Origin of the sequence: Rhizobium sp. LC145, assembly GCF_001005825.1 — a bacterium.
In the GTDB taxonomy this organism is placed as follows: Bacteria; Pseudomonadota; Alphaproteobacteria; order Rhizobiales; family Rhizobiaceae; genus Neorhizobium.
The window spans coordinates 401,784-415,522 of the sequence record NZ_LBHV01000003.1; the positions used below are offsets into that span (position 1 = coordinate 401,784).

The 13,739-nt window shown below is 62.6% G+C and carries 16 protein-coding genes; 14 read left to right on the forward strand and 2 right to left on the reverse strand.

All coding sequences use genetic code 11. The features are described from left to right. Positions 1-31 precede the first annotated feature (31 nt). From YH62_RS10295 to YH62_RS10355, 13 genes are all read left to right on the forward strand, one after another. Complete coding sequence (locus tag YH62_RS10295) at positions 32-598, forward strand: NifU family protein (RefSeq protein ID WP_046794092.1); 567 nt, start codon at positions 32-34, stop codon at positions 596-598. An 18-nt stretch (positions 599-616) separates the two neighbouring features. Further along, a complete protein-coding gene (gene tsaB / locus YH62_RS10300; protein ID WP_046794093.1) occupies positions 617-1,261 on the forward strand; it encodes a tRNA (adenosine(37)-N6)-threonylcarbamoyltransferase complex dimerization subunit type 1 TsaB in 645 nt (214 codons plus the stop codon). 17 nt (positions 1,262-1,278) lie between these two features. After that, the gene (locus YH62_RS10305) at positions 1,279-1,773 is read left to right on the forward strand and encodes an N-acetyltransferase (RefSeq protein ID WP_046794094.1); all 495 of its coding nucleotides are present in this window, start codon (positions 1,279-1,281) and stop codon (positions 1,771-1,773) included. Between the two features lie 38 nt (positions 1,774-1,811). Then, complete coding sequence (locus tag YH62_RS10310) at positions 1,812-2,240, forward strand: Fur family transcriptional regulator (protein ID WP_046794095.1); 429 nt, start codon at positions 1,812-1,814, stop codon at positions 2,238-2,240. Then, positions 2,237-3,040, forward strand: coding sequence for a lysophospholipid acyltransferase family protein (locus YH62_RS10315; protein WP_046794096.1), 804 nt, complete (start codon positions 2,237-2,239; stop codon positions 3,038-3,040). The genes YH62_RS10310 and YH62_RS10315 overlap by 4 nt, the downstream gene beginning before the upstream one ends. A gap of 43 nt (positions 3,041-3,083) precedes the next feature. Then, complete coding sequence (gene miaB / locus YH62_RS10320; protein WP_046794097.1) at positions 3,084-4,496, forward strand: tRNA (N6-isopentenyl adenosine(37)-C2)-methylthiotransferase MiaB; 1,413 nt, start codon at positions 3,084-3,086, stop codon at positions 4,494-4,496. A 21-nt stretch (positions 4,497-4,517) separates the two neighbouring features. Continuing rightward, the gene (locus YH62_RS10325; RefSeq protein WP_046794098.1) at positions 4,518-5,573 is read left to right on the forward strand and encodes a PhoH family protein; all 1,056 of its coding nucleotides are present in this window, start codon (positions 4,518-4,520) and stop codon (positions 5,571-5,573) included. A gap of 14 nt (positions 5,574-5,587) precedes the next feature. Then, complete coding sequence (gene ybeY, locus YH62_RS10330) at positions 5,588-6,097, forward strand: rRNA maturation RNase YbeY (RefSeq protein ID WP_046794099.1); 510 nt, start codon at positions 5,588-5,590, stop codon at positions 6,095-6,097. 9 nt (positions 6,098-6,106) lie between these two features. After that, the gene (locus YH62_RS10335; RefSeq protein ID WP_046794100.1) at positions 6,107-7,270 is read left to right on the forward strand and encodes a hemolysin family protein; all 1,164 of its coding nucleotides are present in this window, start codon (positions 6,107-6,109) and stop codon (positions 7,268-7,270) included. Between the two features lie 157 nt (positions 7,271-7,427). Continuing rightward, a complete protein-coding gene (gene lnt / locus YH62_RS10340; protein ID WP_046794101.1) occupies positions 7,428-9,029 on the forward strand; it encodes an apolipoprotein N-acyltransferase in 1,602 nt (533 codons plus the stop codon). Between the two features lie 146 nt (positions 9,030-9,175). Then, on the forward strand, positions 9,176-9,592 hold the full coding sequence (locus YH62_RS10345) for a helix-turn-helix domain-containing protein (protein WP_046794102.1): 417 nt from the start codon (positions 9,176-9,178) through the stop codon (positions 9,590-9,592). Positions 9,593-9,776: 184 nt separating this feature from the next. Beyond that, positions 9,777-11,036: a methionine adenosyltransferase gene (metK, locus tag YH62_RS10350; RefSeq protein ID WP_046794103.1), complete on the forward strand. Its 1,260-nt coding sequence runs from the start codon at positions 9,777-9,779 to the stop codon at positions 11,034-11,036. 83 nt (positions 11,037-11,119) lie between these two features. After that, positions 11,120-11,821 carry a tRNA (guanosine(46)-N(7))-methyltransferase TrmB gene (locus YH62_RS10355; RefSeq protein ID WP_046794338.1) on the forward strand — a complete coding sequence of 234 codons (702 nt, stop codon included), beginning with the start codon at positions 11,120-11,122 and terminating at the stop codon, positions 11,819-11,821. 13 nt (positions 11,822-11,834) lie between these two features. On the opposite strand, the gene YH62_RS10360 is transcribed toward YH62_RS10355, so the two are convergent. Both YH62_RS10360 and YH62_RS10365 read right to left on the reverse strand, forming a co-directional pair. After that, a complete protein-coding gene (locus YH62_RS10360; RefSeq protein ID WP_046794104.1) occupies positions 11,835-12,092 on the reverse strand; it encodes a DUF1150 family protein in 258 nt (85 codons plus the stop codon). Positions 12,093-12,137: 45 nt separating this feature from the next. Continuing rightward, complete coding sequence (locus tag YH62_RS10365) at positions 12,138-12,566, reverse strand: Hsp20 family protein (protein ID WP_046794105.1); 429 nt, start codon at positions 12,564-12,566, stop codon at positions 12,138-12,140. 205 nt (positions 12,567-12,771) lie between these two features. On the opposite strand from YH62_RS10365, the gene YH62_RS10370 reads away from it, so the two are divergent. Then, positions 12,772-13,716, forward strand: coding sequence for a nucleoside hydrolase (locus YH62_RS10370; RefSeq protein ID WP_046794106.1), 945 nt, complete (start codon positions 12,772-12,774; stop codon positions 13,714-13,716). Positions 13,717-13,739 lie beyond the last annotated feature (23 nt).

Sequence of the window (13,739 nt, forward strand, 5' to 3'; positions counted from 1 at the left end):
GATAGCAAACGTTCCGGCCAGGAGAGATGAGATGTTCATTCAGACGGAAGCCACGCCCAATCCGGCGACCCTGAAATTCCTGCCCGGCAAGGTGGTGATGGAAAAAGGCACCGCCGAGTTCCGTAACGCGGAAGACGCGCAAACCTCTCCGCTGGCCTCGCGTCTTTTCACCGTTCCGGGCGTCACGGGCGTCTATTTCGGTTACGATTTCATCGCCGTCACCAAGGATAGCGCCGAGTGGCAACACCTGAAGCCGGCGATCCTCGGCTCCATCATGGAACATTTCATGTCCGGCCAGCCGGTTATGGGCGGGGCTTCCACGCTTGCCGAGGCATTTGACGAGGAAGGCGAGTTCTTCGACGAGGACGACGAAACCATCGTCGCGACGATCAAGGAACTGCTCGAAACCCGCGTCCGCCCGGCAGTGGCGCAGGATGGCGGCGACATCACCTTCAAGGGCTACAAGGACGGCACCGTCTATCTCAACATGAAGGGCGCATGCTCCGGATGCCCGTCTTCGACGGCCACGCTGAAGCACGGGGTGCAGAACCTGCTGCGCCATTTCGTTCCCGAAGTGCAGGCGGTCGAGGCGCTTTGAGCCTCGGAGCATCATCCGATGATCGTGCTCGCTATCGATACCGCCGGGGTGGATTGCTCCGCCGCGCTCTATGACGGCGCGGCCGGACGGCTGCTTGCGGAAATCACCGAGACTATCGGCAAAGGCCATGCCGAGCGGCTGATGGCGGTTGTCGACGAGGCGCTGGAAAAGGCCGGGCTGCGGCTCGATGCCGTCGGACGGATCGCCGTGGTGACCGGCCCCGGCTCGTTCACCGGCATCCGGGTGGGCGTTGCGGCTGCTCGCGGTCTCGCTCTCGCGCTCGGCGTGGAGGCGGTGGGCGTCACCACGCTGGAAGTGCTGGCGCGCGGTCATCTTGCCGCAAATCCGGGACACCCGGTCGTCGTTGCCATGGATGCCAAGCGCAATGAGATCTACGCCCAGGCCTTCGGCGCAGACGGCTTGCCGCTGACCGGGCCTGCCGCCCTTTCTGCGGACGAGGTTGCCGAATTGGCGAAGTCGCAGGGCGCGGGGATGACCGGGTCCTGGGCGGATGGAACCGCAGCCGGCAGCGATCGCTTCGATATAGCCATGGTCGCGCACCTCGGCGCGGAAAAGCTCGCGGGCCAGGAAAGGCCGAAACCGCTTTACCTTCGCGGGCCTGATGCTAAACCGCAAAGCGGATTCGCTCTTGCCCGTGCATGATGACTGCGTGATGACAGATGCTGGATGATTATCTCACCTGGAAGCCCTATTTCGAAGTCGTCGCCCTGGAAAACGACGATTGTCCCGAAATATCCAATCTCCATGGTCAGCGTTTCGCGCGGCAATGGAGCGATGGCGAGTTCCTGAACCTGCTTTTGCAGCCGAATGTCTTCGGCTTCGTGGCGCGCCAGACCAATGCCTTCTTCTCCAAGCCGCTCGGCGGCTTCGTGCTTGCGCGCGAGGTGGCGGGCGAGGCGGAGATCCTCACCATCGCCGTGGCGGAAAAATTCGCCCGTGCCGGGCTGGGCTGGCGGCTGATGCAGGCGGCCATGCGGGAAGCGGCGAACAGGGGCGGCGAGGGCATGTTCCTGGAGGTCGAAGGCGGCAACCAGGCGGCGGTCGGGCTCTACCGCAAGCTTGGCTTCCAACAGGTCGGCGAGCGGCCTGCCTACTATTCCGGAGCCGATGGCCAGCGGTCCACGGCGCTTGTCATGAAGCGCGTTCTTCGCTAATCGCGGTCTTTTAGAACATCTGATCGAGGCCTGACGTCATGACAGACCTTCCCAAGTCCCTGGAGGAGCTGTGCGCCGAACGGGGCATGCGCATGACGGAGCAGCGGCGCATCATTGCCCGCATTCTCCAGGAGTCCGACGACCATCCCGATGTCGAGGAACTTTATCGCCGTTCCTCGAAGATCGATCCGCGCATCTCGATCTCCACGGTCTACCGCACCGTGAAGCTTTTCGAGGATGCCGGCATTATCGAAAAGCATGATTTTCGCGATGGACGCTCGCGCTACGAGACGGTGCCGGAGGAACATCACGATCACATGATCGATCTGAAGACCGGAACGGTCATCGAATTCCATTCGCCGGAGATCGAAGCCCTGCAGGAGCGGATCGCTCGCGAACACGGTTTCCGCCTGGTTGGCCACAGGCTCGAACTTTACGGCATCCCGCTCGACAAGGACGACAATTGATCACCTGGTTGCGGATCGGCCTCATCGTCGTCGTCCTTTTTGCCGTCACGCTGATCCTTCTGCCGTTGCAGCTCCTCGGGCTGGCCTTCGATCTGAAGATCCGCCGCTACATTCCCCGCTACTGGCATCGTATCGCCTGCCGCCTTCTCGGCATCCGCATCCATGTCCATGGCCGGCTGGAGCCTCGCCGACCGCTGATGCTGGCAGCCAATCACGTCTCCTGGAAGGATATCCTCGTCCTGGGCGCGATTGCCGATGTCGCCTTCATCGCCAAGAACGAAGTGGCGGACTGGCCGGTCTTCGGCACGCTCGCGAAGCTGCAGAAGAGCATCTTCGTCGCCCGCGACCAGAAGCGGCGCACCGGCGAGCAGGTGAACGAGATCGCCACCCGCATGGCGGCGGGCGAGATCGTCGTGCTGTTTCCGGAAGGGACGACGTCCGACGGCAACCGCGTTCTGGAGGTGAAGTCGTCGCTCTTCGGCGCCGCGGCGGCGGCCGTGCCGAACGTGCCGGGCGGCGTGGTCCATGTGCAGCCGGTGGCGATCGCCTATACCCGCGTCCACGGCATGGCGATGGGGCGCTATCACCGTCCGATCGCCGCATGGCCGGGAGATATCGACCTCGCGCCGCATCTTCTGGGCGTCTTGAAGGAAGGGGCTATCGACGTGGACGTCGCTTTCGGCGAAACGATCGATTTCCGCCAGGGAGACAACCGCAAGCATCTCAGCCAGGCCGTGGTCGGCAGGCTGCGTCGCATGCTGGCCCGCCATCTGCGTGGCCGCGAATACGAGGAGCTTTAGGAAACGCTTCAAATCCTGGGCTTCTTGCGGTATTGAGCCTCGCATGAACGAGCACGTTTCCCTTCCCGTGGCGGGCGAAGACGCCGCCAAGCGCCAGAACAGCCGCAAGGTCTTCATCAAGACCTATGGCTGTCAGATGAACGTCTATGATTCCGGCCGCATGAGCGATGCGCTGGCGGGCGAAGGCTATGTGCCGACCGAGGAGATGGGCGAGGCCGATCTCATCCTGCTCAATACCTGTCATATCCGCGAGAAGGCGGCCGAAAAGGTCTATTCCGCGCTCGGTCGGCTGCGCGACATGAAGAACGAGCGCGCCGCCGACGGCAAGGAGCTGATGATCGGCGTCGCAGGCTGCGTCGCCCAGGCCGAGGGCGAGGAAATCCTCCGCCGCGCGCCAGCCGTGGATATGGTCATCGGCCCGCAGACCTATCATCGCCTGCCGGAAGCGCTGAAACGCGCCCGCGACGGGCAGCGGGTGGTGGATACCGAATATGCGGTCGAGGACAAGTTCGAGCATCTGCCCGCGACCGACAAGGCCAGGATCCGCGCCCGCGGCGTAACCGCGTTTCTTACGGTGCAGGAAGGCTGCGACAAGTTCTGCACCTTCTGCGTGGTGCCCTATACGCGCGGCGCGGAAGTTTCCCGCCCGTTTTCCCAGATCGTGGACGAGGCGCAGCGGCTCGTCGATGGCGGCGTGCGCGAGATCACGCTCCTCGGCCAGAACGTCAATGCCTGGCGAAGCGTAGGCCCCGATGGGCGCGAATGGAGCCTCGGCAACCTGCTCTATCGGCTGGCCGAGATCCCGGGGCTGGCCCGCCTGCGTTACACCACCAGCCATCCGCGTGACATGGACGACGGGCTGATCGAGGCGCATCGCGACCTGCGGGCCCTAATGCCCTATCTGCATCTGCCGGTGCAGGCGGGCTCGGACCGTATCCTGAAGGCCATGAACCGTCGCCACACCGCCGCGGAATATCTCCGCCTTATCGAGCGCATCCGGAAAGCGCGACCCGATATCGCGATGTCGGGCGATTTCATCGTCGGCTTCCCCGGCGAGACGGATGCCGATTTCGAGGATACGCTGAGGATCGTCGAGGAAGTGAACTACGCCCAGGCCTTCTCGTTCAAATATTCGACGCGGCCGGGCACGCCCGGCGCTGAATTGTCCGACCAGGTCCCGGAAGAAATAAAGGCCGAACGGCTGGAAAGATTGCAGGCCCTGCTCTTGAAACAGCAGGCGGCCTTCGCCAAATCCTGTGTGGGCAAGGTGATAGACTTGCTGCTGGAGAAGCCGGGGCGCATGCCTGGGCAACTTATTGGGCGGTCTCCCTGGCTTCAATCCGTGAATGTTGATGCAAAAGCATCGCAAATCGGTGACATTATCAAAGTACGAATCACGGGAACCGGCCCGAACAGCTTGTTTGCCGAACCGGCAGAGGGTTTAATAGGTGCCTGATTATTTGGGGAGCTTGCCTGCTTGAACGGACGCGAACTGGTTTCTTCTTCCCCGCGACAGCCACAAACCGCCGCCACCGACGCAAATCACTTCGTCCTGACGTTCGAGAACAACAGGTTCGCCAGCGAACTCTTCGGTCAATTCGATCAGAACCTGAAGCTTCTGGAAGAGCGCCTCAACATCGATGCGCGGGCGCGGGGCAATTCGGTCACCATCTCGGGTGACGTGATCACCACCAACCAGGCACGCCGCGCGCTCGACTTCCTCTATGAGCGGGTGCAGAAGGGCGGTTCCGTCGAGGCATCCGACGTGGAAGGCGCCATCCGCATGGCGCAGGCCGCCGACGACCAGTTGACGCTGCCGACGCTGGAGCGCAAAGCAAAGCTTTCCATGGCTCAGATTTCCACGCGCAAGAAGACGATCGCCGCCCGCACGCCGAACCAGGACGCTTATATGCGGGCCCTGGAACGCGCCGAGCTGGTCTTCGGCGTTGGGCCCGCGGGCACCGGCAAGACCTATCTCGCCGTCGCCCACGCCGCCCAGCTTCTGGAGCGCGGCGCGGTGGACCGCATTATCCTGTCGCGTCCGGCTGTGGAAGCCGGCGAGCGCCTGGGCTTCTTGCCCGGCGACATGAAGGAGAAGGTCGATCCCTATCTCCGGCCGCTCTATGACGCGCTCTATGACATGATCCCGGGCGACAAGGTGGAGCGGGCGATCACCGCCGGCGTCATCGAAATCGCGCCGCTCGCCTTCATGCGCGGCCGCACGCTTGCCAACGCCGCCGTCATTCTGGACGAGGCTCAGAACACCACATCGATGCAGATGAAGATGTTCCTGACCCGCCTCGGTGAGAATTCGCGGATGATCATCACCGGCGATCCGAGCCAGGTCGACCTGCCGCGCGGCGTGAAATCCGGCCTTGTCGAGGCGCTGCATATCTTGAACGGCGTCGAGGGCATATCGGTGATCCGCTTCAAGGACACCGATGTCGTGCGCCACCCGCTGGTCGGCCGCATCGTCCGGGCCTATGACGCGCAATACGCCGTTCACGAAGAAAGCGAGGACGGAGACCGCTAGCGGTCTCCGTGGCCATGCCGAAACTCGACATTCAGATCAGCGTGGAAGACGACGGCTGGCCCGATGAACAGGTGCTGGCCGCCTTGAGCGAGCGGACGCTTGCCGCCGCCGTCGATTTGCTAGTGCGCGAGGAAGGCCAGCCCTTTCCCGAAATGGCGCCGGAACTCTCGCTGGTCTTCACCGGCGACGAGGAAATCCAGCAAATCAATGCCGAATGGCGGGGCAAGGACAAGCCCACCAACGTGCTTTCCTTTCCCGCTTTCCCGCTGACGCCGGGCAAAAAGCCGGGCCCGATGCTCGGCGATATCGTCATCGCCCGCCAAACCGTCGAGCGCGAGGCGGCTGAACTGGAGAAGACCTTCGAGGAACATCTGACCCATCTCCTCGTCCATGGATTCCTCCATTTGTTCGGCTACGATCACATGGAAGCGGACGAGGCGGAAAAAATGGAGGGGCTGGAGACTCGCATTTTGGGAGTGCTGGGCCTATCTGACCCCTATGCGGGACAGGGTCCCTTGGTATAGAATGAGCCTATGAACGATCTATCGAACAATGTTGCCCCTGAGGGCAGGGACAGTTCGGACGCTTCCTCCTCGGACGAGGGCAGTAGTCACTCGCGAGCCGAACAACCCACCAAATCCTACAATACATTCTGGTCTCGGGTGCTGAGACTGCTGCGCCCTTCGCAAGGCGAAAAGCTGCGCGAGGATCTCGCCGACGCGTTGATGACCGATACCAATGTCAGCAACGCGTTCTCGCCCGAAGAGCGGGCGATGCTGCACAATATCCTGCGCTTCCGCGAGGTGCGTGTCGAGGACATCATGGTGCCGCGCGCCGATATCGAGGCGGTCGACATGGATATGACGCTCGGCGAGCTGATGATCCATTTCGACAAGACCGGCCGCTCGCGCATGCCGGTCTATAGCGACAATCTCGACGATGCGCGCGGCTTCGTCCACATCCGTGATCTTCTCTCCTATCTGGCCAAGGAAGCGCGCAACAAGCGCCGCAGCGGCTCGAAAACCGTGGCTCCTACGAGCAATGGAGAAAAGCCGGCGCGTACGGCCCGGCCTGCTTTCGATCTCGGCCGCGTCGATCTTGGAAAGACGGTCGCCGAGGCGGGCCTTGTGCGCAAGATCCTGTTCGTACCGCCTTCCATGCTCGCTTCGGACCTTTTGCAGAGCATGCAGGCGGCGCGCACCCAGATGGCGCTCGTCATCGATGAATACGGCGGCACCGATGGTCTCGTATCGCACGAGGATATCGTCGAGATGGTGATCGGCGATGTCGAGGATGAGCACGACGACGAAGAGGTGATGTTCTCCCGCACGGCCGACGACGCCTTCATCGCCGATGCGCGTGTCGAACTGGAGGATATCGCCGAGGCGATCGGTCCGGATTTCGATATTCGCGACCGGCTCGAGGATGTCGACACGCTCGGCGGCCTCATCTTCTCCGCGCTTGGACGCATCCCGGTCCGGGGCGAAATGGTGCAGGCGGTGCCCGGTTTCGAGTTCCAGATTCTCGATGCCGATCCGCGCCGCATCAAGCGGGTCCGCATCATCCGCAAGCGCGCGCTCGCGCGCCGGCGGCATGCGAAGGGCGAGGGGGAGGGCGCTTTGCCCGACCAGACGCCTTCGACCCTCCTGCCGCCGCCTTCCGCCCGGAACGGAGAGCAGGCCAATCCGCAGCAATAATCCCCAGAAAGCCTAAACCACCAGGCAGAGCGTGAGAGGCGTATCCGAAAGCTTCCGATACGCCTCGACTGTCGCTGGCCGTCGCTGCGGGCGGGCGACAAGCGCGGCGTTTTTTGAAAGACTGCGGCGGCTGATTCGGGGCAACAGGGGAAATTCCATGGAGCGGCTGGCGGGCAGGATCATGCTTCTGTGGGGCTGGCCCCGTGCTCTTCTGGCCATCGCCGCGGGAGCGTTCGGCGCGCTCGCCCTGCCGCCCTTCGGGTTTTTCGCCGCCCTCTTCGTTTCCTTCACGCTGTTCGTCTGGCTGATGGATGGGACGACCGGCAATCCGGACGGCGGCTATCTTTCCCGCCTCCGGTCCGCCTTCGTGCTCGGCTGGCTGTTCGGCCTCGGATATTTCGTGGCCGGGCTCTGGTGGCTCGGCAATGCGCTGCTGATCGAGGCGGATCAGTTCGCCTGGGCGCTGCCGCTCGCCATCCTGGGGCTGCCGGCGTTCCTCGCGCTTTTTTACGGCCTGGCGGCGGCGCTCGCCCGCCTTCTCTGGTCGGACGGCATGGGCCGCATCGCAGCCCTTGCGGCCGCTTTCGGCATCGCCGAATGGCTGCGCAGCTTCCTCGCCACCGGCTTTCCGTGGAACGCCGTCGGCTACGGAGCCATGCCGATGCCGCTGATGATGCAATCGGCGGGCGTCATCGGCATTTTCGGCGTCACGGCGCTTTCGGTTTTCGTCTTCTCCGCGCCCGCACTGATCGGAACACGCAAGGGCATGCGCATCGGGCTTGCGCTCGCAGCGCTGCTCCTGTGCGCCCATCTCGGTTACGGCGCCTGGCGTCTCATGGGGACGGACGCCGCCGCTTCGGTTCCGCCGGAAGGGCGGACGGTGGTCCGCCTGGTGCAGCCGGTGATCGATCAGTCCCGCAAGCTCGAGAATGGCGATCGGGCCGCGATTTTCGAGGAGCATCTGGCGCTCTCGGCCCTGCCGCCCGAAAATGGCGGCAAGCGTCCGGACATCATCGTCTGGCCGGAAACCTCGGTGCCCTTCCTCCTCACCCGCAGCCAGGATGCGCTGGCCCGCATCGCAGACGTGCTGCAGGACGGCCAGATCCTGATCGCCGGCGCCGTGCGGGCGGAGGATGCGGGCGGGGGGCTGACGCCGCGTTTCTACAATTCCGTCTATGTGATCGACAGCAACGGCCAGATCATCGCCGCCTCCGACAAGGTGCATCTCACCCCCTTCGGGGAATACGTGCCTTACGAAAATATCCTGCGCGATTTCGGCATCGACAATCTGGTTGCCCTGCCCGGCGGCTTCACCGCCGCCTCCCAGCGTTCGCTGCTGACGCTGCCGGACGGCCAGGCCTTCTACCCGCTGATCTGTTACGAGGCGATCTTTCCCGACGAGATAGGCCCCGACATCCAGCGCGCCAATGCCCTTCTCAACATCACCAACGATGCCTGGTTCGGAGAGACGCCGGGTCCCTACCAGCACTTTCAGCAGGCGCGCATCCGGGCGATCGAGACGGGATTGCCCCTCATCCGGGCGGCCAATAGCGGCATTTCCGCCGTCGTCGACCCTTTCGGACGGGTTGTCGACGGGCTGGATTTCAATCACAAGGGTGTGATAGATGCAACCATTGCACGCGAAATACGTTCAGATCAGCGAAACTTCACGCGTCAGGATTACTTTTGGTTGATCTCGCTGGTTCTGGCACTGATTGCAGTTTTTTCGCGTGTTGGTTTTAATTTTAGTAAGAATTGACCGAAAAACCCTAAAAATGCATAGTGGAAAAACCTTCCGTCCGGCCTAGGCTGAAAACGGAGGTGTCTGTAGTGACGCCGCAAGAAATACATCTTCCACACGCAGACCGGGTTGGGGATTAACAAGCAACTTCGCAGGACATCGAGATGATTGAGAACAAGAAGAAGCCGAACCCGATCGACATTCATGTCGGTAGCCGGATCCGTCTTCGTCGTACCATGCTCGGAATGAGTCAGGAAAAGCTGGGTGAAAGCCTGGGCATCACCTTCCAGCAGATTCAGAAGTACGAGAAGGGCACCAACCGCGTGGGTGCCAGCCGGCTGCAGAACATCTCCAGCATACTGAACGTTCCGGTCTCCTTCTTCTTCGAGGATGCTCCGGGCGACCAGTCAACGCCGGGCGGCATGGCGGAGGCTTCGAGTTCGAACTACGTCGTGGATTTTCTCTCCTCCGCCGAGGGGCTGCAGCTCAACCGCGCCTTCGTGAAGATTTCGGATCCGAAGGTCCGGCGTCGCGTGGTCGACCTCGTGAAGGCGCTCGCAGCGGACGCCGACGTGGAGTGATTTTTCCGGCTCCTTCGGGATCTTGGACAGAAAGCGGCCTCCGGGCCGCTTTTTTGTTGCGTGCCGACGGGCGAATATAGCAGGCGTTTCTAGGCATAAAGATATATTTATGTCGTTGTACGCTTGTCTTTGAGGCGCGAACTTACTACACAGGGGCGGCTTATTCTTTGAGGGGAATCCCGCAATGCGCCCAAGCTACCTGTTCACCAGCGAGTCCGTTGCCGAAGGCCATCCGGACAAGGTTTGTGACCGTATCTCCGATGAAATCGTCGATCTGGTTTACCGCGAAGCGGCAAAGACCGGCATCGATCCATGGACCGTCCGCATCGCCTGCGAAACGCTTGCCACCACCAACCGTGTCGTCATCGCCGGCGAGGTTCGTCTTCCGCCGAGCCTGATGAAGAAGGACAAGAACGGCAAGGACGTCATCAATCCCGCCAAGTTCAAGTCCGCGGCGCGCAAGGCGATCCGCGACATCGGCTACGAACAGGATGGCTTCCACTGGAAGACGGCGAAGATCGACGTTCTCCTGCATTCACAGTCGGCCGATATCGCGCAGGGCGTGGACAGCGCCGCCGACAGGCAGGGCGACGAGGGTGCCGGCGACCAGGGCATCATGTTCGGCTACGCCTGCAAGGAGACGCCGGACCTCATGCCGGCGCCGATCTACTATTCCCACAAGATCCTTCAGCTGCTCGCCGCCGCCCGCAAGAAGGGCGAGGGGGATGCTGGCAAGCTCGGTCCGGACGCCAAGAGCCAGGTGACGGTCCGCTACGAAAAGGGCGAACCTTCTTGCGTGGATTCGATCGTGCTTTCGACCCAGCATCTCGACGAGAGCTGGGATTCGAAGAAGGTCCGCTCCGTCGTCGAACCTTATATCCGCGAAGCGCTCGGCGATCTCCCGATCGACAAGGACTGCAAGTGGTACATCAATCCGACCGGCAAGTTCGTGATCGGCGGTCCTGACGGCGATGCCGGCCTCACCGGCCGCAAGATCATCGTCGATACCTATGGTGGCGCGGCCCCGCATGGCGGCGGCGCTTTCTCCGGCAAGGACACGACCAAGGTGGATCGTTCGGCCGCCTATGCCGCCCGCTACCTGGCCAAGAACGTCGTTGCCGCCGGTCTCGCCGACCGCTGCACGATCCAGCTTTCCTATGCGATCGGCATCGCCCAGCCGCTGTCGGTCTATGTCGATCTGCACGGCACCGGCAAGGGCGTGACCGAGGACCAGGTTGAAGCCGCGATCCGCAAGGTCATGGACCTTTCGCCGTCGGGCATCCGCCGTCACCTCGACCTCAACAAGCCGATCTACGCCAAGACCTCCGCTTACGGCCACTTCGGACGCAAGGCCGGCCGCGACGGTTCCTTCTCCTGGGAGAAGACAGACCTCGTGAAGCCGCTCAAGGATGCTCTGAAGGACGAGACGCTCAAGGCTGCCTGATCGCCCTTTACGGACGAGCCAATAAAACTGTAAAGCGGGTGCCTCTGATCGAGACGCCCGCTTTTGTCATGAAAGAACCGCCGATGACCGAACAGCCGCACCCGAGCCGCTCGACCGAAGCCTTCTTCGGACGCCGCAAGGGCAAACCGCTGCGCGAGCGCCAGGCCGAATATCTCGCCTCGCTGCTTCCGGCGCTGAAACTCGATCTCAAGGCACCGGCGCCGGTAAGGCTCGAGGAGCTGTTTCCTATCTCGGTGGAGGAGGTACGGCTCGAAATCGGCTTCGGGGGAGGCGAGCACCTGATCCACCGCGCGTCCGAGAGCCGCAACACGGGCTTCATCGGGGTGGAGCCATTCGTCAACTCGATGGCCAAGCTGCTGTCGCGTGTCGATGATCTCGGATTGAAGAACGTCCGCCTCTATGACGACGATGCGACGCAAGTTTTGGACTGGCTGCCGGAAGGTTCGCTGGACCGGATCGACCTGCTTTATCCCGATCCCTGGCCGAAGCGGAAACACTGGAAGCGGCGGTTCGTCTCGCAGGTCAATCTGGATCGCTTCCATCGGGTCCTGAAGCCCGGCGGTCTATTCCTGTTCGCGTCCGATATCGACACTTACGTCAATTGGACGCTCATCCATTGCTGCGATCACGGTGGCTTCGAATGGACGGCCGAGCAGGCTTCCGACTGGCTGACGCCGTTCGCAGGCTGGCCCGGAACCCGCTACGAGGCAAAGGCCCGGCGCGAAGGTCGCTCCTCCGCCTACCTGACCTTCCGCAAGGTTTGAGCGAAGGTTTCCGTCAGTGCAGGCTGACGGTCTTCAGCTCGTCTTCCGCCGCCTTGAAAAAGGTGCTGGAGCGGTTGTCGGTCAAAAGGATCGGAGTGCCATCGGCGCCGAACAGGGCCCAGAGGTCGAGATTCGGGTCGATTTCGGGTGCTTCGGGAAAGCAACGGGAGACATCTTCCGACCGTATCTTGCGGATATATCCGACTTCCCCGGTGCCGAGATGAGCAAGTTCGGACTGCGTCAAACGCGAGGTCGCTTCTTTCAGGAGCATTCCAGCCTCCAGTATTGAGGGCGCAACGGCATTCACGCCGTTGGCCTACTTTGAGACGGAAATGTTAATTTTTCGCACCATCCGCGCCGGTTCCGGTCGAGTAAGATCGACGGAGAGAAGACCGTTTCTAAGCCGCGCGCCGGAGACCTGCATGCCATCCGCCAGCACGAAAACGCGCTGGAACTGACGGGCGGCGATGCCGCGATAGAGATAGTCCCGTTCCGGCTGCTCGGTCTGGCGCCCGCGGATGAGGAGCTGGTTTTCCTCCACCGTCACATCGAGCTCGTCCTCGGAGAAGCCGGCCACGGCAAGGGTGATGCGCAGCCGCTCCGGCTCGCCCGAGCTGTCCGCATGGATGCGCTCGATATTGTAGGGAGGATAGCCGTCGTTGGCTTTGGCGAGACGCTCCAAGGTCTTTTCCATGGCGTCGAAGCCCAGGAGCAGCGGGCTCGCGAACGGCGTCATTCGGCTCATCGTCAGTCCTTGTATTCAAGCGACCATGTCCGCGCCCTTAAAAGGCGCGCGAACTTTTCCTGTATATGGGAGTTGGGCGGCCGATCGCAAGAAGCCCGCCGCGCCCGCAGCCTACCCGGCGTTGCGTCATGCCGACGCGGGCGCGCACTTGACAAGCGGTGCGGCGAGGCCCCAACAAGCCAGCGGAGAAATGAGGGGCTGACGGATGGCAGAGCGTAGGAAAATCATCATCGATACCGATCCGGGGCAGGACGATGCGGCGGCCATCATGCTCGCCTTCGCAAGTCCGGACGAACTGGAAGTGCTCGGCCTGACAGCGGTCGCCGGCAATGTTCCCTTGAGCTTCACGAGCCGCAACCTGCGCATCGTCTGCGAACTCTGCGGGCGCCCCGATGCCGCGGTCTACGAGGGGGCTGAAAAGCCCATCGCGCGGCCGCAGGTGACCGCCGAACACGTCCACGGCAGGACCGGCCTCGACGGCGCCGAACTGCCCGAGCCCACGATGACGGTTCGGAAGACCCATGCGGTGGACTTCATCATCGAGACTTTGCGGCGGGAGCCGGAAGGCGCGGTGACGCTCTGCACGCTCGGCCCGCTCACCAATCTGGCGCTCGCGCTCGAAAAGGCGCCGGACATCGCACCGCGCATTCGTGAACTGGTGATGATGGGCGGCGGCTTCTTCGAGGGCGGCAACATCACGCCGGCCGCCGAGTTCAACGTCTATGTCGATCCGGAAGCGGCCAAGATCGTCTTCGCCTCCGGCATTCCGATCGTGATGATGCCGCTCGACGTGACCCATCAATTGCTGACCAAGAAGGACCGGGTCGCGAAGATCGCCGCACTCGGCACCCGGCCGGCCCAGGTTCTGGTCGATTGGCTCGCCTTCTTCGAGCGCTTCGACGTGGAGAAATACGGCTCGGACGGCGGGCCGCTTCACGACCCGAGTGTGATCGCCTACCTCCTGAAGCCGGAGCTTTTCTCCGGCCGCGAATGCAATGTGGAAATCGAGACCCGATCGGAGCTGACGGCCGGCATGACGGTGGTCGACTGGTGGCGCGTTTCCGGCCGCAAGGCCAATGCCCGCGTCATGCGGGATGTCGATGCCGATGGCTTTTTCGAATTGCTGACGGAGCGCGTCGGCAGGCTGTAAGGCCACCGAGGGAACCATGCCAT